Annotated in this window: 16 protein-coding genes; 7 read left to right on the top strand and 9 right to left on the bottom strand. The window is 62.5% G+C overall.

Annotation, left to right across the window (positions count from 1 at the left end; translation table 11 throughout):
- The 3 genes from G520_RS0112890 to G520_RS0112880 all read left to right on the top strand — a co-directional run.
- The coding region (locus G520_RS0112890) for a lyase family protein (RefSeq protein ID WP_028536023.1) at window positions 1-464 on the top strand (464 nt) is incomplete at its 5' end.
- A 54-nt stretch (window positions 465-518) separates the two neighbouring features.
- Window positions 519-1793 carry a dicarboxylate/amino acid:cation symporter gene (locus G520_RS22750; protein WP_051229380.1) on the top strand — a complete coding sequence of 425 codons (1275 nt, stop codon included), beginning with the start codon at window positions 519-521 and terminating at the stop codon, window positions 1791-1793.
- A 543-nt stretch (window positions 1794-2336) separates the two neighbouring features.
- Entirely contained in the window at window positions 2337-2717 is a 381-nt protein-coding gene (locus G520_RS0112880) for a hypothetical protein (protein ID WP_028536022.1), read from the top strand.
- Between the two features lie 21 nt (window positions 2718-2738).
- Here the strand turns inward: G520_RS0112880 and G520_RS0112875 are convergent, their stop codons facing one another.
- From G520_RS0112875 to G520_RS0112865, 3 genes are all read right to left on the bottom strand, one after another.
- Window positions 2739-4649 (bottom strand): B12-binding domain-containing radical SAM protein, encoded by a 1911-nt coding sequence (locus tag G520_RS0112875; RefSeq protein WP_028536021.1) that lies wholly within the window; start codon window positions 4647-4649, stop codon window positions 2739-2741.
- Window positions 4650-4841: 192 nt separating this feature from the next.
- Window positions 4842-5528: an HAD family hydrolase gene (locus tag G520_RS22745; RefSeq protein WP_169449843.1), complete on the bottom strand. Its 687-nt coding sequence runs from the start codon at window positions 5526-5528 to the stop codon at window positions 4842-4844.
- A 122-nt stretch (window positions 5529-5650) separates the two neighbouring features.
- Window positions 5651-7267 (bottom strand): methyl-accepting chemotaxis protein, encoded by a 1617-nt coding sequence (locus G520_RS0112865; protein WP_084637625.1) that lies wholly within the window; start codon window positions 7265-7267, stop codon window positions 5651-5653.
- Window positions 7268-7537: 270 nt separating this feature from the next.
- On the opposite strand from G520_RS0112865, the gene pepT reads away from it, so the two are divergent.
- Window positions 7538-8770, top strand: coding sequence for a peptidase T (pepT, locus tag G520_RS0112860; protein WP_028536019.1), 1233 nt, complete (start codon window positions 7538-7540; stop codon window positions 8768-8770).
- A gap of 51 nt (window positions 8771-8821) precedes the next feature.
- Here pepT and fghA read toward each other — a convergent pair whose 3' ends face one another.
- Together fghA and G520_RS0112850 are read right to left on the bottom strand one after the other, a co-directional pair.
- On the bottom strand, window positions 8822-9652 hold the full coding sequence (fghA, locus tag G520_RS0112855) for an S-formylglutathione hydrolase (protein ID WP_211222828.1): 831 nt from the start codon (window positions 9650-9652) through the stop codon (window positions 8822-8824).
- A 55-nt stretch (window positions 9653-9707) separates the two neighbouring features.
- Window positions 9708-10826 carry an S-(hydroxymethyl)glutathione dehydrogenase/class III alcohol dehydrogenase gene (locus G520_RS0112850; RefSeq protein WP_281424476.1) on the bottom strand — a complete coding sequence of 373 codons (1119 nt, stop codon included), beginning with the start codon at window positions 10824-10826 and terminating at the stop codon, window positions 9708-9710.
- A gap of 115 nt (window positions 10827-10941) precedes the next feature.
- Here G520_RS0112850 and G520_RS0112845 point away from each other — a divergent pair, with 115 nt between their 5' ends.
- Window positions 10942-11832, top strand: a complete 891-nt coding sequence (locus G520_RS0112845; RefSeq protein WP_246542685.1) for a LysR family transcriptional regulator — start codon at window positions 10942-10944, stop codon at window positions 11830-11832.
- Between the two features lie 18 nt (window positions 11833-11850).
- Here the strand turns inward: G520_RS0112845 and G520_RS24490 are convergent, their stop codons facing one another.
- Both G520_RS24490 and G520_RS22740 read right to left on the bottom strand, forming a co-directional pair.
- The gene (locus tag G520_RS24490; RefSeq protein WP_084637624.1) at window positions 11851-12783 is read right to left on the bottom strand and encodes a hypothetical protein; all 933 of its coding nucleotides are present in this window, start codon (window positions 12781-12783) and stop codon (window positions 11851-11853) included.
- A gap of 301 nt (window positions 12784-13084) precedes the next feature.
- Window positions 13085-14158, bottom strand: a complete 1074-nt coding sequence (locus G520_RS22740; protein ID WP_051229379.1) for a glycosyltransferase family 9 protein — start codon at window positions 14156-14158, stop codon at window positions 13085-13087.
- Window positions 14159-14603: 445 nt separating this feature from the next.
- Here G520_RS22740 and ugpQ point away from each other — a divergent pair, with 445 nt between their 5' ends.
- Window positions 14604-15353, top strand: coding sequence for a glycerophosphodiester phosphodiesterase (gene ugpQ, locus G520_RS0112825; RefSeq protein WP_211222826.1), 750 nt, complete (start codon window positions 14604-14606; stop codon window positions 15351-15353).
- Window positions 15354-15404: 51 nt separating this feature from the next.
- On the opposite strand, the gene G520_RS0112820 is transcribed toward ugpQ, so the two are convergent.
- Both G520_RS0112820 and G520_RS0112815 read right to left on the bottom strand, forming a co-directional pair.
- Entirely contained in the window at window positions 15405-16106 is a 702-nt protein-coding gene (locus G520_RS0112820) for a DUF2461 domain-containing protein (protein ID WP_028536013.1), read from the bottom strand.
- A gap of 123 nt (window positions 16107-16229) precedes the next feature.
- On the bottom strand, window positions 16230-16826 hold the full coding sequence (locus G520_RS0112815) for an undecaprenyl-diphosphatase (protein ID WP_028536012.1): 597 nt from the start codon (window positions 16824-16826) through the stop codon (window positions 16230-16232).
- 368 nt (window positions 16827-17194) lie between these two features.
- Between G520_RS0112815 and katG the strand changes: the two genes are divergently transcribed.
- Complete coding sequence (gene katG / locus G520_RS0112810) at window positions 17195-19390, top strand: catalase/peroxidase HPI (protein WP_028536011.1); 2196 nt, start codon at window positions 17195-17197, stop codon at window positions 19388-19390.
- Window positions 19391-19442 lie beyond the last annotated feature (52 nt).

Below are 19442 nucleotides of genomic sequence, written 5' to 3'. Positions count from 1 at the left end.
GCTCGTCCATCATGCCGGGCAAAGTCAATCCGGTGATTCCGGAAGTGGTCAACCAGATCGCTTTCGAAGTGATAGGCAATGACAGTACGGTGACCTTCGCCGCCGAAGCCGGACAGCTGCAGCTCAATGCCTTCGAACCCATCATCGCGCACAGCCTGTTCAAGAGCGTCACCCACCTGCGCCAGGGCTGCATGGTGCTGGCCGATCTGTGCGTCGACGGCATCAGCGCGAATCGCGATACCCTGCGCCGCTCGGTCGAACAGTCGATCGGCATCGTCACCGCGCTCAACCCCTATATCGGCTACGCCAATGCCACCGAGATTGCCTCCGAAGCGCATGTCAGCGGGCGCGGGGTGTCGGAGATCGTCCTCGAGCGCAAGCTGATGTCGGTGCAGGAGCTGGATGAAGTGCTGCGGCCGGAGAATCTGACACGACCGCATCCCTTTATGGCGACACGACACTAACACGCGACGGGCCGCCGCATTGCGGCGGTCGGCAACACGTACCAGGAGTGCAGCATGAAAAAAAATCGCATCACACTGTGGGTCATCCTCGCCTTGATCGCCGGCATGGGCGTTGGCTACTACTGTCACAGCTATCTGGCGCCGGCGGCAGCCAAGGCCATGGCCGGCTACTTCAGTCTGTGTACCGACGTATTCCTGCGCATGATCAAAATGATCATCGGCCCGCTGGTATTCTCGACCCTGGTCTATGGTATCGCGAGTAGCGACGCCTCGGCCGTCGGGCGGATCACGGCCAAGGCCATGGCCTGGTTTGTCGCCGCCTCGCTGGTGTCGCTCGGGCTGGGACTGCTGTTTGTCAACGTGCTGCAGCCGGGGGTCGGCTACAACTTGCCGATTCCGGCGCAGGGGGCAAGCAGCGGCATCGCCGCCAGCGCGATCAACCTCAAGGACTTCGTCGCCCACATGTTCCCGAAGAGTTTCTTCGAGGCGATGAGCAATAACGAGATTCTGCAGATCGTCGTATTCTCGCTGTTCTTTGGCGTTGCGCTCGGCACGCGCAACAAGGGCGGGGTGCAATCGGCACTGGTGTCTGTCATCGGCGATATCTCGCATGTGATGCTGAAGGTGACCGGCTATGTCATGGTCCTGGCGCCGCTCGGTGTGTTCGGCGCCGTCGCCGGCACCATCGCTATCGACGGTCTCGGCGTGCTTGCCATGTACGGCAAGTTCCTCGGCTATTTTGTCATCGCCACTCTGACCTTGTGGGCCTTGCTGATCGCGGCCGGTTACTACTTCCTTCGCGGCGGTGTGTTTGCCTTGATCCGCGCGATGCGTGTTCCCATCCTGCTCGGTTTTGCCACGGCCAGTTCGGAAGCCGCCTACCCCAAAGTTCTCGAGCAACTCGAAAAATACGGTGTCAGCGACAAAGTCGCCGGTTTTGTCCTGCCGCTCGGTTATTCGTTCAATCTGGCCGGGTCGATGTTGTACTCGTCGTTTGCTGCGCTGTTCATTGCCCAGGTCTATAACGTTCCGCTGAGTCTGGGCGAGCAGGTCACCATGCTGCTGGTGCTGTTCGTGACCAGCAAGGGAATCGCCGGGGTGCCGCGCTCCGCGCTCGTGGTTGTCGCGGCTGTGCTGCCGATGTTCCATCTGCCGGATGCGGGCGTGCTGCTGCTGCTGGGGATAGACCACTTCCTCGATATGTTCCGCACTGCGACCAACGTGATCGGCAATGCCCTTGCCACGACCGTCGTTGCCCGCTCGGAAAGTCTGTGCGACGCCGGTGCCGATACCGGCGATCTGCCTGCGGAAGAGCCCGAAGCGGCTTGAATCGGACGCTCTGTCCATGCAGTGGGTGGCGACGGTCGGGGGACGGCCGCCATCCGCGCCGGGCAGACGCCGCGAATCCGTACCACGAGTACCCCTTGATGTGTGTTTGCAGGCCGCGGCTCAGACCGCGGCTCTTTTTATTGTGCTGTCTACATGAGTTTTGCTTGTTGTAATGACAACGGGTTGTTTGATCTCGCGCAATAAATTCCGATGTGCCGCGAGAGCGCGGTGCAATCTCCTGGCAGGCGCTTCACCGCACCGGGTAAGGCTGCGCGCCTGGCTGCTGCCGATGGGGACTGCCGTTTTCAACATGACCCGGCCGTTAAACTTTGATATGACTGTTGACTATGTAGAATCTGTTTGTAAAATCCCTCCTATTAATAATTTTGTCTGAGGCGCGGCACATCGATTTTCGTGCGCCGAGGCAATGCACCTTGCCCGTCTGATCGGGGGTGAATAATTTTTTATGACTTCGGAATATTTCGTAAAGCAGGTCATCCCTGCAGTCATTGACGGACGAACTTCAGAAAAAGGAATGCGAGTATGAGTTGCTCACTCTATGCATGGCTGGGGGATCGATCGCCTGTCATTTCGAATGAATTGCTGGCTTTCGACCTGACCTGCTGCCTGGTGGGCGAGGAGGGCGACGCTGTGCTGGTCGAGCCGGTGCTTGCTGCGCCGGGACCGCGGGTGGCGGTACGCTGGGGCAGCTGGAGCGTGCGCATCGGCTACGAAGAAGGGGCAGCCGTTGCCCGCGACGCTGCCTGTCTGTCCCTGCCTGATGGAACAGACAAGCGTCTGCACCTCGAGTGCGAGCACCTCGATAGCGCGGCGCAGGCGCGAAAATTACAGCGCCTGCTCGCGTTTCTGCAGGAAATCTACGGCGCCGCTGTGGTCGAAGCGCTTCCGCGCGAGGTGGCGTAAACCGGCCGGTTGCGCTGCGTCCTAGCGTGCGCCGAGCGCGCGCTCGATAACGTTGCGTGCCACGCGCGGCCGGGGCACCCTGCCGCCGAACCAACTGCGGACATCGGTGTCGAGGCCGATGCCGTGCATGAAGTTATACAGTGCCTTGTTGAGCGCTTGCCCCAGTACCGAGTGATCGACTCCGGTCGGGTCGATGAAATCGACGTCGTTGCGCGCGAAGGCACCCGGTGGCAGTGGTTTGAGCCTGATGCCGTATTCTTCGGGATTCTTGCCTACCGGCGAATGCACGGTACAGGCGAAGCGGTGGAAATAGCCTGACTGAATGCAGCCGCTGGCGAATAGCTGCCGTACATATTCCAGCGCATCGACCGTGTCTTGTACGGTCTGGGTCGGAAATCCATACATCAAGTACGCGTGCACCAGAATGCCGGCGCAGGTGAAGTCGTTGGTCACGCGCGCCACCTGTTCGACTGAAACCCCCTTCTTCATCAATTTCAGCAGGCGGTCGGATGCCACTTCGAGTCCGCCCGAGATCGCAATGCAGCCGCTGTCGGCGAGCAACTGGCACAGTTCGGGGCTGAAGGATTTCTCAAAGCGGATATTGCCCCACCACGAAATGGTCACCTGCCGCCGCAGGAGTTCTTCCGCCAGCGCCTTCAGCATCTTGGGCGGGGCGGCTTCGTCCACGAAATGAAAGCCGGTCTGTCCGGTCTCGGCGACAATGGCCTCTATGCGGTCGACCAATTGGCTCGCGGTCGCGGTTTCGTAACGCGAGATATAGTCCAGAGTGACATCGCAGAAACTGCATTTTTTCCAGTAGCAGCCGTGCGCTATGGTGAGCTTGTTCCAGCGGCCATCCGACCATAAGCGGTGCATGGGGTTGAGCATGTCGAGCAAGGACAGATAACGGTCCAGCGGCAGGCCGTCCCAGGTCGGCGTCCCGACGTCGGCGAAAGCCACGTCGCGTTCTCCTGCGTCGATCAAGAGAGGGCGTCCGCTGTCGGCGTCGCGCACGAAGGTTCGCACCAGGCCAGACAGCGGGCGACGGCCTTGCAGATGGTCGAGCAAGGCCAGCAGCGGGCGCTCGCCGGCATCCAGCGTGACGAAGTCGAAATAGTCGAATACCCGCGGTTCATCCAGGGTGCGCAACTCGGTATTGACATAGCCGCCTCCCAGTACCAGTTTGATGGCCGGATTCTGGGCCTTGATCGACTGCGCGATGCGAAATGCAGCATAGACCGAGCCGGGAAACGGCACGGACAGCAGAACCATGTCCGGCGCGTGCCGCTTCAGCGCGTCGAGAGTCAACTCATGCAGCGTGCGGTCGACCAGATTGAGCGGAGCGGCGAGCGCCTCGGCCAGCGGGTCGAAGCTGGCCTGGCTCTGGGCGAGTGATTCGGCATAGCGGACGAATTCGAAGCGCGAGTCGATTGCTTCACGTATGACATCGGCGATGTCGTTCAGGTACAGGGTCGCCAGATGACGAGCCCGGTCCTGCATGCCGAGTGCACCGAAAGCCCAGGCCAGCGGGTCGCCACCCTCGTCGTCGACGTAGGCGTCGAGCGAGTCGAAGCGCGAGCCCTCGGGCAGAAAGCCGCCGCCGCAGATGCGATGGGCGAGAGTCGAGTCACGCCCCTGAAGAAAAGCCAGTGTCGGTGCGATCGTGGCGAGATAGCGTTCGAAGTGCTGCAGGAAGTCGGCGACATTCTGTGTGTGCGCACGCTGCGCTTGTGTCTCGATCTGCTCGCGCATAGCCAGTAGACCGGTCCGGGAAAACAGCTTCAGCACCAGCGCCAGCGCCAGGTCTTCCTGTTCCGCCTTCACCGATCGCGAGCGCAGAAAGCCGGTCAGATAAGCGGTAGAGGGGTAGGGCGTGTTGAGCTGTGTCATCGGCGGGATGAGGGACAGCACGCGGATGGGCGAGTTTTCCATGGCAGGGATCCGGACGTTGCGAGCGCGTCGGCGTCGACGCGGCAGCCATTTTAGCAGAAGCCGGCGGCGAGAACCGCCCCGTGTCGGCGGCTGGACACGCCGGCTCGAGGCGGTACGGACGAAAGGCGGGGCGGGGGTGCCGCCGATGCCATGCAGCGAGGGCGGGGGGCGCCAGGCGCCCCGGGAGGGGAGCTAGAATAGATGGGTGAAGTCGGCGAGCGAGTCCAGTTTGACGTCGAACAAAGGATCGCTTGCGGGCAGCGCCTGGGTATCGCCGACGGCGACGACGAAACCGGTGCCCGCGTTGCGGGCGGCACGCATTCCGGCCAGCGAATCTTCGACCACGACGGCTTGCCGCGGCGCGACACCGAGACGTTGCGCCGCGCGCAGATAGATGTCAGGTGCCGGTTTGCCGCGTATCGTGCCATCGTCGTAAGCGATGGCATCCCAGTCGAACCAGCGCTGCAGGCCGAGTTCTTGATAGTAGAAGCGCATATTGATCTCCCCCGATGCCGTCGCGATGGTGAATAACACCCCCTCAGCTCGCAAGCGATCGAGCAAGGCGGGTACGCCGGGCGCCAGGGCGAAAGCCGCCCCCTTTTGTCCGCAAATCGCGCGGTAGCGCGACTCTTTCAGCTCGGACAAGCGCTCCTGCTCTTCCTGAACCAGCTGGCGCCCGCAGACCTGCTCGAAAATATCGCGATTGGTGCGGCCATGTATCAGGCTGGTGATCTGCTGGCGGCTCCAGCTGCGCTGGGTGAGTTCTTCCAGCGTCTCGTGCCAGGCGGCCTCATGCCAGGGCGAATCGAGTAGCAGCACCCCGTTGAAATCGAACAGGATCGCCTGGTATGTCGCTGTGCCGAGTTGCATCTCTGCCATGGTGTCGTCTTCTGCCGCACGCATCGGTGCCGTGTTGGATAGATCGAATTTATACTCCCGGATGTCATGGCGGGCAAATTGGCGCGCCGCCGGGCCCCGCTCCATGGCGGTGGCGGACATGTCTACAAGCGGAATTGCGCGAGGGTCTGCCTCTGTTCGCGTGCCAGCCCGTCCAGCTGCCGTGCGCTGGCGGCCGTATTCTGTGCCGCTGCGCTCGACTGTTCCGACATCTGCGCCGTATGTTCGACCTGGGCCGCGATGGTATTGCTGGCAGCGCCCTGCTGCTGGATGGCCGCCGAGATTTCGCTGATGCTGCGCGCGGCCCCTGCCACGTTGTCTCCTATGCGCCTGATGGCGCGATCGGCATCATCGGCGCGCTGAACGCCATTGCTCACCAGCGTTTCGGCTGACTGCATCTGGCTTATCGCGTGTTGCGACTGAGCCTGCATGGTCTCTATGGTTTTTGAAATTTCGAGCGTGGAGTGGGTGGTTCTCTCCGCCAATTTGCGCACTTCATCCGCGACAACGGCGAAGCCGCGTCCCTGCTCGCCTGCCCGTGCGGCTTCGATCGCGGCGTTGAGGGCCAGCAGATTGGTCTGATCCGCGATTTCGCGGATCACGCCGATGACCGCGCTGACCTGCCCACTACAGGTTTCCAGGTCGTGAATGCTGGCGGCCGAGGTTTTGACCACCGCCGAGATCTCGCGGATATCGTTGATGGTCCCGGCGATGGTCGTGGAGCCTTCCGCTATCAGATTCGTCGATTCGATCGCCCCGGAATGGGCCTGCCTTGCCTGATCTGCGATGTGATTGATGCTGACCGTCATCTGCTGGATCGTCGCCGCCATGCTGGCGGCGGCTTCGCTCTGTGCGCTCGAGGCTGACGAAACCTGGGTTGCGGTTTGCGACAGGCCCTCCGAGGCTGCCGCGACCGCATCCGAGCCCCGCAGCAGGCTCTTCATGCTCTGCTGCAGCCGCTCGAGCAGCGTGTTGAAAGCACGGGCCGTCTGCCCGATTTCATCGTTGCCGCCGACATGGGCGCGCTCGGTGAAGTCCAGCGACTGGCTCACGTGTTCGAGGGTGGCCTGGATGCGCTCGAGTCCGCCATGGATGAGGCGGTAGAGCCAGGCGGCCAGCAGTCCCGACGCGATGAAGGCGACAGCGATGATGGTGCCAAGCAGCAGCAGCGAGCGGCGGTACTGCTGATTGTTCTGTTGCACGAGGTCTTCGGCGAGGGCGGTATTGAAGGCGTAGTGCTTGTCGAGCGCCGTGCCTACTGCCGTGGACGCGGCCAAGCCATCGACGAACAGGAAATGAATCGCCTCGTCGCGCCTGCCGGCCCGGGCCTCGCTCAGGCTGCGCTCGATGCAAGCCCGGTAGGCATCCATCGCCGCCTTGTCTGCGAGCAGCAACTGCCGGTCCTCCTCGGACGAGATATCGTTGGCCAGATAGTCTGCGGAGGCGGTATCGAAGCGCTGGTTGGCGGCGGCAATACCGGCGTGCGCCTCGTCCCGCTCGGCCTGTGTCGTTGCCAGCAGGTATTTCAAGACACTGACGCGCAGACCGGTGAGTCCGGCCTGGGCCCGGGTCATGGTTTTCAGGCTGGGAAAGGTATTGACCTCGATATAGTTGAAGCGTTCCTGCGCCTGCGACAACTGCCGGAGGCCGTAGCCGCCGACCAGTAGCAGGGCGAGCAATGCGACCGAAAGGGTGAGAAGTAATCGTTTGGTAATGGTCATGACGTGACGGCCCCGGTGGTTTGTGTCGAATTTTGTTTTTGATTGAATAATTTATTTATTTATTGGTATTAGTCTTTATTGTTGAAAATTTTTCTATAAACAGTAAATGAAATTTATTACATGATTGTCAAGATGCGTTAAGAAAACCCGAGGCTGCCTTGACTCCGGTCAGATGTGCATTCAGGGATGTCATGGCTCGCGCGCTGACCTCGAACAAGGTCTGTCCGCAGCGATGTGCGCATAATCGTGAAAATTTTGCCGAGACTCCTGATGGACCACCTACTTGACCGTTTCTTGAACTATGTATCGTGCGACACCCAGTCCCGCCCCGAGGCGGAACAGGTTCCGAGCAGTAGCGGACAGCGCGTGCTCGCCCACATGCTGCAAGCCGAGTTGCTTGCGCTGGGCCTGGATGATGTCGTCGTCGGAGAGCACGGCTGCGTAATGGCTACCCTGCCTTCCAGCGTAGGCTGGGACGTGCCGACGATAGGCTTCATTGCGCATCTGGATACCGCGCCCGATTGCAGCGGCAAAGACGTCAAGCCGCAGATCGTCGCCGACTATCGCGGTGGTGATATCGTCCTGGGGCAGAGCGGCGAGCGACTGTCGCCGCAGCGCTTCCCGGTGCTGGATACGCTGCATGGGAAGACGCTGATCACCACCGATGGCAGCACCTTGCTCGGCGCCGACGACAAGGCCGGCATCGCCGAGATCGTCACCGCGATGCGGCACTTGCAACACGGCAAGGTGCCGCATGGCGCGATCCGCATCGCCTTTACTCCGGACGAGGAGATAGGGCGCGGCGCACAGTTTTTCGATGTGGCCGCCTTCGCTGCCGAATGGGCGTATACCGTCGATGGCGGGGGAGTCGGCGAGTTGGAGTGCGAAAACTTCAATGCGGCTTCCGCCGATATTCATATCGTCGGCAATAATGTGCACCCGGGTTCGGCCAAAGGCGTGATGGTCAATGCATTGACGCTGGCGACGCGCATTCAGCAGGCGCTGCCGGCCGGAGAGACGCCGGAGCGCACGGCGGGGCGCGAGGGCTTCTTTCATCTGACGTCGCTGCAGGGCTCGGTCGAGTGCGCGGACATGCACTACATCATCCGGGACTTTGACCGGACAGCCTTCGCCGCTCGCAAGCAGCAACTGCGGGATGTTGCCGCCGCCATCGGGCGCGGCCTGCCAGCCGATTGCCGGATCGATGTGATGCTGCACGACAGCTACTACAATATGCGCGATGAAGTCGCACGCTTTCCGCATGTGGTCGAACTGGCGCGCCAGGCAATGACCGACCTGGATATCGAGCCTGATCTGTGTCCGATTCGCGGTGGGACCGATGGCGCACAGCTGTCGTTTCGCGGCCTGCCTTGCCCCAATCTGTTCACCGGCGGCTACAACTACCACGGTAAACACGAGTTTGTGACCTTGGAGGGAATGGAACAGGCGGTGGCCGTGATCGTCCGCATCGCCGAACTGACCGCCTTGCGTGCACGGCCGTGATGCCTGCGGGGGGGCGGCGCTTGCCGGCTCCCCCGCGAGCCGGCGGACGGCTCAGGCCAGGTGCATGGCGTGAAAGCGCAGGTGTTCTTCGATGAAACTCGCCACGAAATAATAACTGTGGTCGTAGCCGGGGTGGAGGCGGTAGGTGAGCGGCCAGCCGCGGCGCTCGGCAATGTCCAGCAATGACTGCGCTCGCAATTGATGCGGCAAGAAGGGATCCTGCTCCCCTTGATCGATCAAGAGCGGCAGTCCCGCTTTCGCATCCTCCAGCAGGCAGCAACTATCGTAGGCGGCCCACAGCGAGCGATCGGGCCCCAGGTAATGCAGAAAGGCTTGCTGTCCCCAGGGAACATTGCTCGGATTGGCGACCGGTGCGAAGGCCGACGCCGAGCGATAGCGTCCGGTTTCGCGCAGAGCCAGCATCAGGGCGCCGTGCCCCCCCATCGAGTGGCCGCTGATCGCACGGCGATCGTTCACCGGGAAATGCGTCTCTATCAGCTGCGGCAATTCCTGAGCGACATAGTCATACATCCGGTAGTGCGTGTGCCACGGCGCCTGCGTGGCGTTGACGTAGAAGGATGCGCCCTGACCAAGATCGTAGCCATCTGCATCGGGGACATCATCGCCGCGCGGACTGGTGTCGGGCATTACCAGCGCCAGTCCGAGTTCGGCCGCCACGCGCTGCGCGCCTGCCTTGGTCGAGAAATTCTCGTCGTTGCAGGTCAGCCCCGATAGCCAATACAGCACCGGCACTTTCTCGCCGTGCGCCGTCTGCGGCGGCAGAAAGATGGCGAACGTCATCTCGGTCCCGGTGGCGTTTGAGCGATGACGGTAGCGTTTGTGCCAGCCGTCGAAGGCCCGATGGCCTGCGATCATTTCCAGCGAAGTGGGCATCGAAAGCTCCTGCCGCCTGCCCTCAGTGCGGGCCGGCGAGGGATTAGCGGGAAAAATGAATCACCGAACGGATCGACTTGCCTGCATGCATGAGGTCGAAAGCCGTGTTGATCTCTTCGAGCGGCATGGTGTGGGTGATGAAATCGTCGAGGCGGAATTCGCCCTTCAGATAGCGTTCGACGTAAGCCGGCAGTTCCGAGCGCCCGCGCACGCCGCCGAATGCCGATCCGCGCCACACCCTGCCGGTGACCAGCTGGAACGGACGGGTCGACACTTCGGCGCCCGCTTCGGCCACGCCGATCACGATCGACTCGCCCCAGCCTTTGTGGCAGCACTCGAGCGCGGAGCGCATCACCTGTACATTGCCTATGCACTCGAACGAAAAATCGACACCGCCATCGGTCATGGCGATGATCACGTCCTGAATCGGAATCGCGCAAGCGGCGGGATCGACCAGATCGGTGGCGCCCAACTGCCTGGCCAGGGCGAATTTTTCGGTATTGATGTCGATGCCGATGATGCGCCCGGCCCCTGCCATGCGTGCGGCGATTACGGCCGACAGGCCGATGCCGCCCAGGCCGAAGATGGCGACCGTGTCACCCGGCTGAACCTTGGCGGTGTTGATTACGGCCCCCATGCCGGTCGTGACGCCACAGCCGAGCAGGCAGACTTCTTCCAGTGGCGCGGCCTTGTCAATCTTCGCAAGCGAGATTTCCGGCAAGACGGTGTACTCCGAGAAGGTCGACGTGCCCATATAGTGGTAGATGGGTTTCCCGTCCTTGGAAAAACGGGTCGTGCCGTCCGGCATCAGCCCCTTGCCCTGCGTGGCGCGGATGGCTTGGCACAGATTGGTCTTGCCCGAGGTGCAGAACTTGCATTCGCCGCATTCCGGCGTGTAGAGCGGGATCACGTGATCGCCTACGGCGACGCTGCTCACGCCCTCGCCGACCGCTTCGACGATGCCCGCCCCTTCATGGCCGAGGATGGCGGGGAAGACCCCTTCCGCATCCTTGCCCGACAGGGTGTAGGCATCGGTATGGCATACGCCGCTGGCCACGATGCGGACCAGAACTTCACCGCGCTGCGGCGGCATCAAATCAACGTCTTCTATCGACAAGGGCTGGTTCGGGCCCCAGGCGACCGCGGCACGTGTCTTGATCATTTGCATCATCGCTCCTTGTCCCGGGCAATCGGGTCAGAAAACGATAGTTTAGTCATTACCAAATACGAGATAATCGCTGTAACTGGAAATATATCTTTGCCATTGAGGAATAATCATGCAGTGGGAGGGCGTCGTCGAATTTGTTGCCGTGGTCGAAGCGCAAAGTTTCACTGGCGCCGCGCATCGCCTGGGGATGTCGGTCGCGCAAGTCAGCCGGCAGGTTTCGGCGCTGGAGCGGAGGTTGGCAACGCGCCTGCTGTACCGGACTACGCGCAAGGTCAGCGTGACCGAGTCCGGTCAGCTCTATTACCGGCACTGCCGGCCTCTGCTGGACGGCTTGCACGAGGCGGAGCAGGCTCTGTCTCTCACGCGGGATACGCCGAGCGGCCATCTGCGGCTGACCGCGCCGGTTTACTACGGGGAGACGGTTATCGCTCCCCTGCTGCAACGCTATCTGCTGGATTTTCCCGCCGTCAGCGCCGAGTTGAATCTCGACAACCGCAAGATTGATCTGGTCGCCGAGGGGTACGACCTGGGCATCCGGCTCGGTCCCATGGACGAGTCGTCCCTGATGGTCAAGCAGCTCGCCAGCCGCCGCCACCATGTATGCGCCTCGCCCGACTACCTGCAGCGCCATGGGGAGCCGCACACCCTGGCCGAACTCGCACAATACCAGTGCCTGGTCGGCACCATCGCTACCTGGCGTTTCAGCGAAGACGGGAGGCGGCGCGAGATCACAGTGAGTGGCCGATTGCGCTGCAACAGCGGAGCCGCCCTGCTCGGGGCGGCCTTGCAGGGGCTGGGGCTGGTGCAGCTGCCCGGCTACTATGTGGCCGAGCATCTGGCCAGCGGGCGTCTGACGAGCCTGTTGACTGCCTACACTTTGCAGGACGGGATTTGGGCGACCTATCCGCGCACCCGCTATCTTCCCCCCAAGGTCAGCCGCTTGGTGAGCTATCTGGAAGCCGGGATAGGGCAGGGAGACAAGGCCGCGCTGCGGCCATGAGCACTCCGGCCCCGTCGCTCACGGATTCTCGGGCCAGCGCTTGTCTCCGTCATGCTGTTCCTTGTCATGTTTCTGCTGCGGCGAGCGTTTCAGCTGTTCCTGCTGCTGCCCTGGCTGCTGCTGGTGCTGGGGTCTGGCCTGACCCGGAGCGGCGTGCTGCTGCTGCGGCTGCCCTGGCTGCTGCTGGTGCTGGGGTCTGGCCTGGCCCGGTGCGGCGTGCTGCTGCGGCGGCTGCCCTGGCTGTTGCTGGTACTGGGGTCTGGCCTGACCCGGAGCGGCGTGCTGCTGCGGCGGCTGTCCGGGCTGTTGTGCCCCTGGCTGGCGGTATGAGGGCTTGTGCTCGCCATGCATCGCCGGCATTCCGCCCGGAACCTGGCCTTGCGGACGCCCTGCCGGTTCGTGCGGCTGGTAGCGATAGTGCTGCGCCTGTAGCGCGCGTTGCTGCTCGGGCGAGTGCGGGTAGCGGTCGCCCGAAAAGCTGCGCTGGTACACGGGCAAAGGCGCGGGAGGGGGCGCCGCGCGCCGGTCCCAGTGATCCCAACCCGGATGGCGTCGCTGCCAGTCCGGCCCCCAGTGCTCGCCCCAGCGTGGAGGTGCATCCGGGCGCCAGCGCATGAAATAGGGAGGGGCCTGTACGTAATAGCGGACCGGGACGCGCAGCAGATAGACAGGAACGGCCGCAGGGCCGATGAATTGCCATGGGCCGTTGTACCAGCTGCTCGCATACCAGCGGTCGTTCTGGTAGACCCAGTACATGCCATCGTAGAAGAAATAGTTGGAATCCGCGTCAGGGTAGTAATAGACGGGGGACTGCGGAACCCTGACGAGTTGCGGGTAGGTCGGAATGTCGATGCCGATATCGATGCTGACATCTGCCATTGCCGGTGCCGACATCGGAGTCAGCAGCATCGGAGAAAGCAACAGGGAACAGGTAAAAATCAAATTACGCATCTAGCGTGCTCCATGCGCAAGCCACGCGCAAACGGTTGCAGAATCACCGCCATGCTGCGCCGCGCTACGCGGGCCGGTTTGATATAGGCCAGGGAGAGTCGTGCCGACCTTGGCTCCGAATTTCATGATGCTACATTACCCTTAACAGGTACTGTATTTTTGTTATGACCACGAAAATGGGTTTTGGTGCCGGCATGGGAGCGCGACGAGAGGCAACGCGGCGCATGTCGCAGGGGGAAAGGCATTCAGGACGAACGGCCCCCGCATGAGGCACGGGGGCGACGTTCGCGTGACGTCGGTTCTAGCCGACTGAGGTGGCTGCCGCCACGTCCGCCTGGCTCATCAATGCGTGATGCGCCTGGCTGAGTTGTTCCGGGCTGATGTCGCGCACATCGCGGCTATCGGCTTGCATCACCACATGCGGCACAGCCCAGGGATGCCAATGTGCGGCAACCGAGTCACCGAACAGGCTGACGACGGGTTTGCCGAGCGCCGCCGCCAGATGCATGGCGCCTCCATCGCTGCAGATCAGGCTGTCGACCAGGCTCAAGCCGCCGATCAGTTCTTCAAGCCGGTGCGTGGGCAAGGGGACCAGGGGAAGATCGCGGCATCCCTGCATGATCGTCTCGGCTTTTTCATCGTCTCCCGGATGCTGTGGATTGTCGCCCGCTCCCGGCGACCAGAACAGGACGAAGCCACTGGCCGGGTCGAGTGCGTGCAAGGCGTGCGCGAGTGCGATGAAATTTTCCGCCGGCCAGCGCTGCTTGGGCCTGCGCGCACTGATATGCAGACCGATCAGTCGTCCGTTGGCGGCGATTCCCGCCTGGCTCAGGCACAGCCGCGCCTGGGCGGAGATTGCGGGATCGGGAAATACGCGCATCGGGCCCGGGCTATCCGTGATGTTCAGTGTGGTCAGCAGCGCCTGGCATTTTTCGGCCTCATGCCGTGCACGATAAGGGGCAGGGTCCACGCCGACATTGATAGGATCTTGCCGCGCTTGCTTGGGGTCGATAAAGCCGATCACCTTGCTGTGTGAACTCATTATCCATTTTGCGTATTTTCTTGCGTTTTTTATGGCCTGACCCGGCAGTATGATCAGATCATAGCGTTGTTGACGCATTTTCCAGATCAGGCGTGCGGTGTCGAAAAATACGCCGAACCGGGAGCGCCCTTCTGCGCGATGCTTGCCCTTGGTGTAGATATGGATCGTGTTCAGCGCAGGATTTCCGGCCAGAATCGGGGCATTGTAACTGTTGACCAGCGCGTCGATCTGGGCGTGCGGATAGTGTGCACGCAGGGTATCGATCAGCGGCGTCGTGCAGAGCAAATCGCCGATATTATCGCGGCGCACGACTAAAATGCGTAGCCCCTTCATGTCATGTTTCCTAAGTGATTGCTGCGCCCGACTCGGTGGCGGCAAGCCGATGTCGCGCGCCCGAGGGGAGATCACGGCTGGTGCTCAAATGGCCCCGGCGTTCGAGTTCGGTAGTAAAAATGCGATGTGGCGTTGCGAGACGTCGTTTCACCGCCGCTGCAACGGCGATGGGAGGTTTTCGTCGCCGTCAGCGCGGGCCCGCGGCGTGCTGTGATTCCGCTGACCGAGTGAGTGATGCTGCGGGGGTAATGTAGCCCATCTTCCGGCCACAGGCAACCGCCCCCGAGGGGGCTCCGTGGCCGGATTTTCTGCTGTGACGGACCTCATGCGGCGCAGCCGGAGCGGCCTGCGGCGGGATTTACACCGCAGGCACGGCCTGCGATAGTTGGCATTCATCCGCGGCAGGCAGAGTCGGCGCCTGCGGCATTCACCCGGAGATATGGCAATGATGCTTTCCCCCTGGCCCTGGCCAACTTTGTTCGCCCACCGCGGCGGGGGAGCGCTGGCTCCCGAGAATACACTCGCAGGCATGCTCAAGGCGGTCGAGCATCGCTTTGCCGCCGTCGAGTTCGACGTCAAACTGAGTCGTGACCGGGTGTGTATCGTGTTGCACGACGATACGCTGGAGCGGACGACCAATGGTCATGGCGCAGCCGCCGGGCAGACATGGGAGCAACTTGCCCGGCTGGATGCCGGAAGCTGGTTCGGCCCGGCTTTTGCCGGCACGGCGTTGCCGACGCTGGAGGCCGTCGCGGCCTGTTGTCTGAGTCACGATCTGTTGGTGAATGCCGAGATCAAGCCATGTCCGGGGCGGGAGGTCGAAACCGGCGAGTGCGTGGCGAGCGAGTTGGCCCGCTTGTGGCGCGCCGCGCCGGTGCTGCCGCTGGTGTCGTCTTTTTCCTACCCGGCGCTGCAGGCGGCGCATGCGATTTCCCCCCGGCTACCGCTGGGGTGGCTGCTGGAATCGTGGGAGGACGACTGGCAAGACAAGCTGGCCGCGATCGACGCCGTATCGTTGCACTGCGACGAGCAACTGCTCACCCCGGAACGGGTCGAAAAGGTGCGCAGCGCCGGCTACCGGGTTCTCGCTTACACCGTGAACGAGGCCGCGCGTGCGCGCGCCTTGCTGGGCTGGGGGGTGGACGGGCTGTTTACCGATGCGCTCGATTCGCTGCCCGCAGCCTTGCGTGACTGAAACGGCGTGATTCCGTATGCGCGCCAGGTTCTAGCGCGAGCGCGCCGTCGTTCACGGTGCGTGCTTCGCTTCCCGTTTCATCGCCTCTACTGTCATCAGGTAACGATACAGAGGGGCGAGCTGATTGAAGCCCTGCATCAGGGTCGATGCGAGTTCCTCGCCGAACGCCGTGCCCATATCGGTCCGATTGGCGATGGCCGCGAATGATTTGCAGTTGTACCACTGAGCGAGCCGCGGTTCTTGATCCTTGATCAGAGGGCGCTTGTAGCGTGTCCCCTCCAGTTCGAAAGTCGAACCCAGGCAATCGGCGACCGCCAGAAAATGTTCGGGATCGTCGCGTATCGCTTGCCTGAACAGGTCCATCGTGTCGCGGGTCGCGCTGTAATAGCCGAGGCCGAAGCGCCAGCCATCCGGGTGGAGTTCGAAAAAATAGGCCGGTGCGTCGGTCCAGTCTTTCTTGTAGCGCTTGAACGCCAACCACATCGTGCTGCGGTAGCGTGATTTGTCGTTCGAAAATCGCGTGTCCCGGTGAATGCGAGACAGCGTTTTACCGACCGCAGGCCGGATTTCGAACATATCGTCGATCAGCAGCATGGAAGGCCCCAGTGCCTCTACCAGCTCCCGAAAGGGGGCGAGCAGCGCCATTTTATAGTCAGCGCGATGCGCGTCGAACCATTCCTTGCTGTTTTCCTCGCGCACTCGGGACAGGAATGCGAGGCTTTGCGGCGAAAAGCCCTTGAAGCCATCTTGCATGATCGGGCAGGTCCGTTATGTAGATCGAACCCATCGTAGACAAAACCGCGACGAGGGGCAATCAGTCGTCATGAGGAGGACGTCCGGGCCGGGCCGTCTGCCATTCCGACCCGTGGCTGACGCTCAAGGCTGGATCAGGCCGCGCCGGATCAGCGGCGCGAGTAGCGTGCGATAGACACGGGTCGCCAGACTCTGGCTCGCGGACACGAAGCGGGCAGCATACCGTGTGACGATGGCGGCGCTGAACCCCGCCACGCAAACCGATCCGACGATATCGAGCGGGAAGTGCACGCCGAGATAGACGCGAGCCCAGGCTGTGGCAAAAGCCGCCAAGGCAAAGCTCAGGCCGACCGGGCGCGAGTGGCGATGCAACAGCAGGGTGAAGGCGAAAGCCAGCATCACCGTCGTGTGATCGCTCGGAAACGAGGAATCGGCACGATGCGGCATCAGGGTATGACCGATCCCGGCCATGAAGGGGCGCGGATGCTGCCAGAACAGACCGACGAGAGCATTGATCGCCAGCCCGAGCAGCACCGAGGTCGTTGCTGCCAGCAATTGCGTGCGTGTTTGCCTCCGTCCCCAGAGCCATCCCGCCACGATGGCGAGCGGAATCAGAAAAATCAGATCCTCTGCGAATAGCCTGGCCAGCTGCAGCACGATGCCGTTCGGGTTGGAGGGCGCGTTGAGCAGCAGGAAGAGCGATCTATTCAGTGTTTCCATGCGGACTCCAAGGTGAGGGTGCACCCTCTGGAAACCGGGCAGGGCGGCTCGCGGCGATGCGTGCTCGTGGCCGCGTCTCGGCCGGGAGGCTGAAGTGCAAGGTGGCTGAATGGGGGCATGGCGTTGAAAAGGAGGGCTGACATGACTGCCAGAGTAGCGGAACTGACTTAGCGTTCGCTTAGGAAGATCGCCGTTGCTCCCGGCGCCCATCTGCCGCGGCGCCCGCAGGGCGGGCGGTATCCCCGGAAGCTGTTCCGCGCGTGGGGGCGGCTATAAATGTCATTGATAAATCTGATTTGATTGATCCGTCCCCTACCCTGCAGACTGGGTTGGCATCGCAGTGTCCAAACACGCAGAAGGGTAGAACAATGTCAAATGAATCCAAGTGCCCGTTTTCGGGCGATGTCCGCAAGCATACGCATGCCGCCGCTCCTGGCAATGCAGACTGGTGGCCCGAGCAACTCAAGCTGGGCATCCTGCATCAGCATTCCGCCAAGTCCAACCCCATGGGCGAGGCGTTCAACTACGCGGAAGCGTTCAAGAGCCTGGATCTGGCGGCGGTGAAGCAGGATCTCGCCGCGCTGATGACCGACTCGCAGGACTGGTGGCCGGCAGACTTTGGCCACTATGGCCCTCTGTTTGTCCGCATGGCATGGCACAGCGCGGGCACATATCGCACCAGCGACGGCCGCGGCGGCGCCGGGAGTGGCAACCAGCGTTTCGCCCCCCTGAACAGCTGGCCGGATAACGTCAATCTGGATAAGGCACGGCGCTTGCTCTGGCCGGTCAAACAAAAGTATGGCCGTAAAATCTCCTGGGCCGACCTGATGATCCTGACCGGCAACGTCGCGCTGGAATCGATGGGGTTCAAAACCTTCGGCTTCGCCGGCGGGCGCGAGGACATATGGGAGCCGGAAGACGACATCTACTGGGGGGCCGAAAAAATCTGGCTGGATGACGCGCGTTACTCAGGCGAGCGGGACCTCGAAAATCCGCTGGCCGCCGTGCAGATGGGGCTGATCTATGTCAATCCGGAAGGCCCGAACGGCAAACCCGATCCGCTCGCGGCGGCGCGTGACATCCGCGAGACGTTCGCGCGCATGGCGATGAATGACGAAGAAACGGTGGCGCTGATCGCGGGGGGGCACACCTTCGGCAAGACGCATGGCGCCGGCGATGCGAAGCTGGTCGGGCCCGAACCCGAAGCGGCTGGCATTGAAGAACAAGGCCTGGGCTGGAAGAGCCGTTTCGGCAGCGGCAAAGGGGGCGATACGATCAGCAGCGGACTGGAAGTCACGTGGACCACAACGCCTACGAAGTGGAGCCATAACTTCCTGTGGAATCTGTTCGGCTATGAGTGGGAGCTCACGAAGAGTCCGGCCGGTGCGCATCAGTGGCAGCCCCGTCATGGCATGGGCGCCGGTACCGTGCCGGATGCCCACGATCCTTCGCAGCGGCATGCCCCGGCAATGCTGACGACCGACCTGGCTTTGCGCTTCGATCCGGCCTACGAGAAAATTGCCCGGCGCTTCCTCGAGAATCCCGACCAGTTCGCCGATGCCTTTGCCCGGGCGTGGTTCAAGCTTACGCACCGCGACATGGGACCGCGCTCGCGCTATCTCGGCCCCGAGGTCCCTGCCGAGGTGCTGCTCTGGCAAGATCCGGTTCCCGCGGTGGACCATCCCCTGGTCGATGCGCAGGATATCGCCGTACTGAAGTCCAGCCTGCTGGCCTCCGGCCTGTCTATCGGCCAGCTGGTAAGCACGGCCTGGGCGTCGGCGGCGAGCTTCCGCGGCAGCGACAAGCGCGGCGGCGCGAACGGCGCGCGCATCCGGCTGGCTCCGCAAAAGGACTGGGAGGTCAACCAGCCCGCGGAATTGGCCCGGGTGCTGAGTCGGCTGGCTACGCTGCAGCAGGAATTCAACGCCTCCCAATCCGGCGGCAAGAAAATCTCGCTGGCCGACCTGATCGTTCTCGGCGGTTGCGCCGCGGTCGAGGCGGCAGCGGCGAAAGGGGGGCATGCGGTGACGGTTCCTTTTGCCCCGGGACGGACGGATGCCACGCAGGAGCAGACCGATGTCGACTCGTTCGCGGTACTGGAGCCGGTCGCGGACGGTTTCCGCAACTATGCGCGCAAGGGGTTGGAAGCGGCGGCCGCCGAGCTGCTGGTGGACAAGGCGCAGCTGCTGACCTTGACGGCTCCCGAGATGACGGTGCTGATCGGGGGACTGCGCGTACTGAATGCGAACGTCGATCATTCCACTCACGGTGTGTTCACCCGGCGGCCCGAGATCCTGAGCAACGATTTCTTCGTGAATCTGCTCGACATGAGCACGACGTGGCAGAAATCGTCTGTCGCCGAGGGCGTGCTGGAGGGGCGCGACCGTGCCGGCGGTGAACTCAAGTGGACGGGAACCATCGCCGATCTCGTGTTCGGTTCGAACTCGCAACTGCGCGCCGTGGCCGAAGTCTATGCGAGCGCCGACTCGGAGCCGGTATTCGTGCGTGATTTCGCCGCGGCATGGGGCAAGGTGATGAGCCTCGATCGCTTCGAGCTCGCGTAGCGACGGCTGGCCCCCCGTGTAGGGGCGTACCTGGCGATGGCCGCATCCCGTG

This window comes from Paludibacterium yongneupense DSM 18731, assembly GCF_000422925.1.
Lineage (GTDB): Bacteria > Pseudomonadota > Gammaproteobacteria > Burkholderiales > Chromobacteriaceae > Paludibacterium > Paludibacterium yongneupense.
The sequence above is the reverse complement of the archived record's forward strand: the minus strand, read 5'-3'. Positions and strand labels throughout refer to the sequence as shown.

Excerpts from the sequence above, each read along its gene's own strand:
- G520_RS22750 (WP_051229380.1), top strand. The coding sequence starts at position 519 with ATGAAAAAAAATCGCATCACACTGTGGGTCATCCTCGCCTTGATCGCC.
- G520_RS0112880 (WP_028536022.1), top strand. The coding sequence starts at position 2,337 with ATGAGTTGCTCACTCTATGCATGGCTGGGGGATCGATCGCCTGTCATT.
- G520_RS0112875 (WP_028536021.1), bottom strand. The coding sequence starts at position 4,649 with ATGGAAAACTCGCCCATCCGCGTGCTGTCCCTCATCCCGCCGATGACA.
- G520_RS22745 (WP_169449843.1), bottom strand. The coding sequence starts at position 5,528 with ATGGCAGAGATGCAACTCGGCACAGCGACATACCAGGCGATCCTGTTC.
- G520_RS0112865 (WP_084637625.1), bottom strand. The coding sequence starts at position 7,267 with ATGACCATTACCAAACGATTACTTCTCACCCTTTCGGTCGCATTGCTC.
- pepT (WP_028536019.1), top strand. The coding sequence starts at position 7,538 with ATGGACCACCTACTTGACCGTTTCTTGAACTATGTATCGTGCGACACC.
- G520_RS0112850 (WP_281424476.1), bottom strand. The coding sequence starts at position 10,826 with ATGATCAAGACACGTGCCGCGGTCGCCTGGGGCCCGAACCAGCCCTTG.
- G520_RS0112845 (WP_246542685.1), top strand. The coding sequence starts at position 10,942 with ATGCAGTGGGAGGGCGTCGTCGAATTTGTTGCCGTGGTCGAAGCGCAA.
- G520_RS24490 (WP_084637624.1), bottom strand. The coding sequence starts at position 12,783 with ATGCGTAATTTGATTTTTACCTGTTCCCTGTTGCTTTCTCCGATGCTG.
- G520_RS22740 (WP_051229379.1), bottom strand. The coding sequence starts at position 14,158 with ATGAAGGGGCTACGCATTTTAGTCGTGCGCCGCGATAATATCGGCGAT.
- ugpQ (WP_211222826.1), top strand. The coding sequence starts at position 14,604 with ATGATGCTTTCCCCCTGGCCCTGGCCAACTTTGTTCGCCCACCGCGGC.
- G520_RS0112820 (WP_028536013.1), bottom strand. The coding sequence starts at position 16,106 with ATGCAAGATGGCTTCAAGGGCTTTTCGCCGCAAAGCCTCGCATTCCTG.
- G520_RS0112815 (WP_028536012.1), bottom strand. The coding sequence starts at position 16,826 with ATGGAAACACTGAATAGATCGCTCTTCCTGCTGCTCAACGCGCCCTCC.
- katG (WP_028536011.1), top strand. The coding sequence starts at position 17,195 with ATGTCAAATGAATCCAAGTGCCCGTTTTCGGGCGATGTCCGCAAGCAT.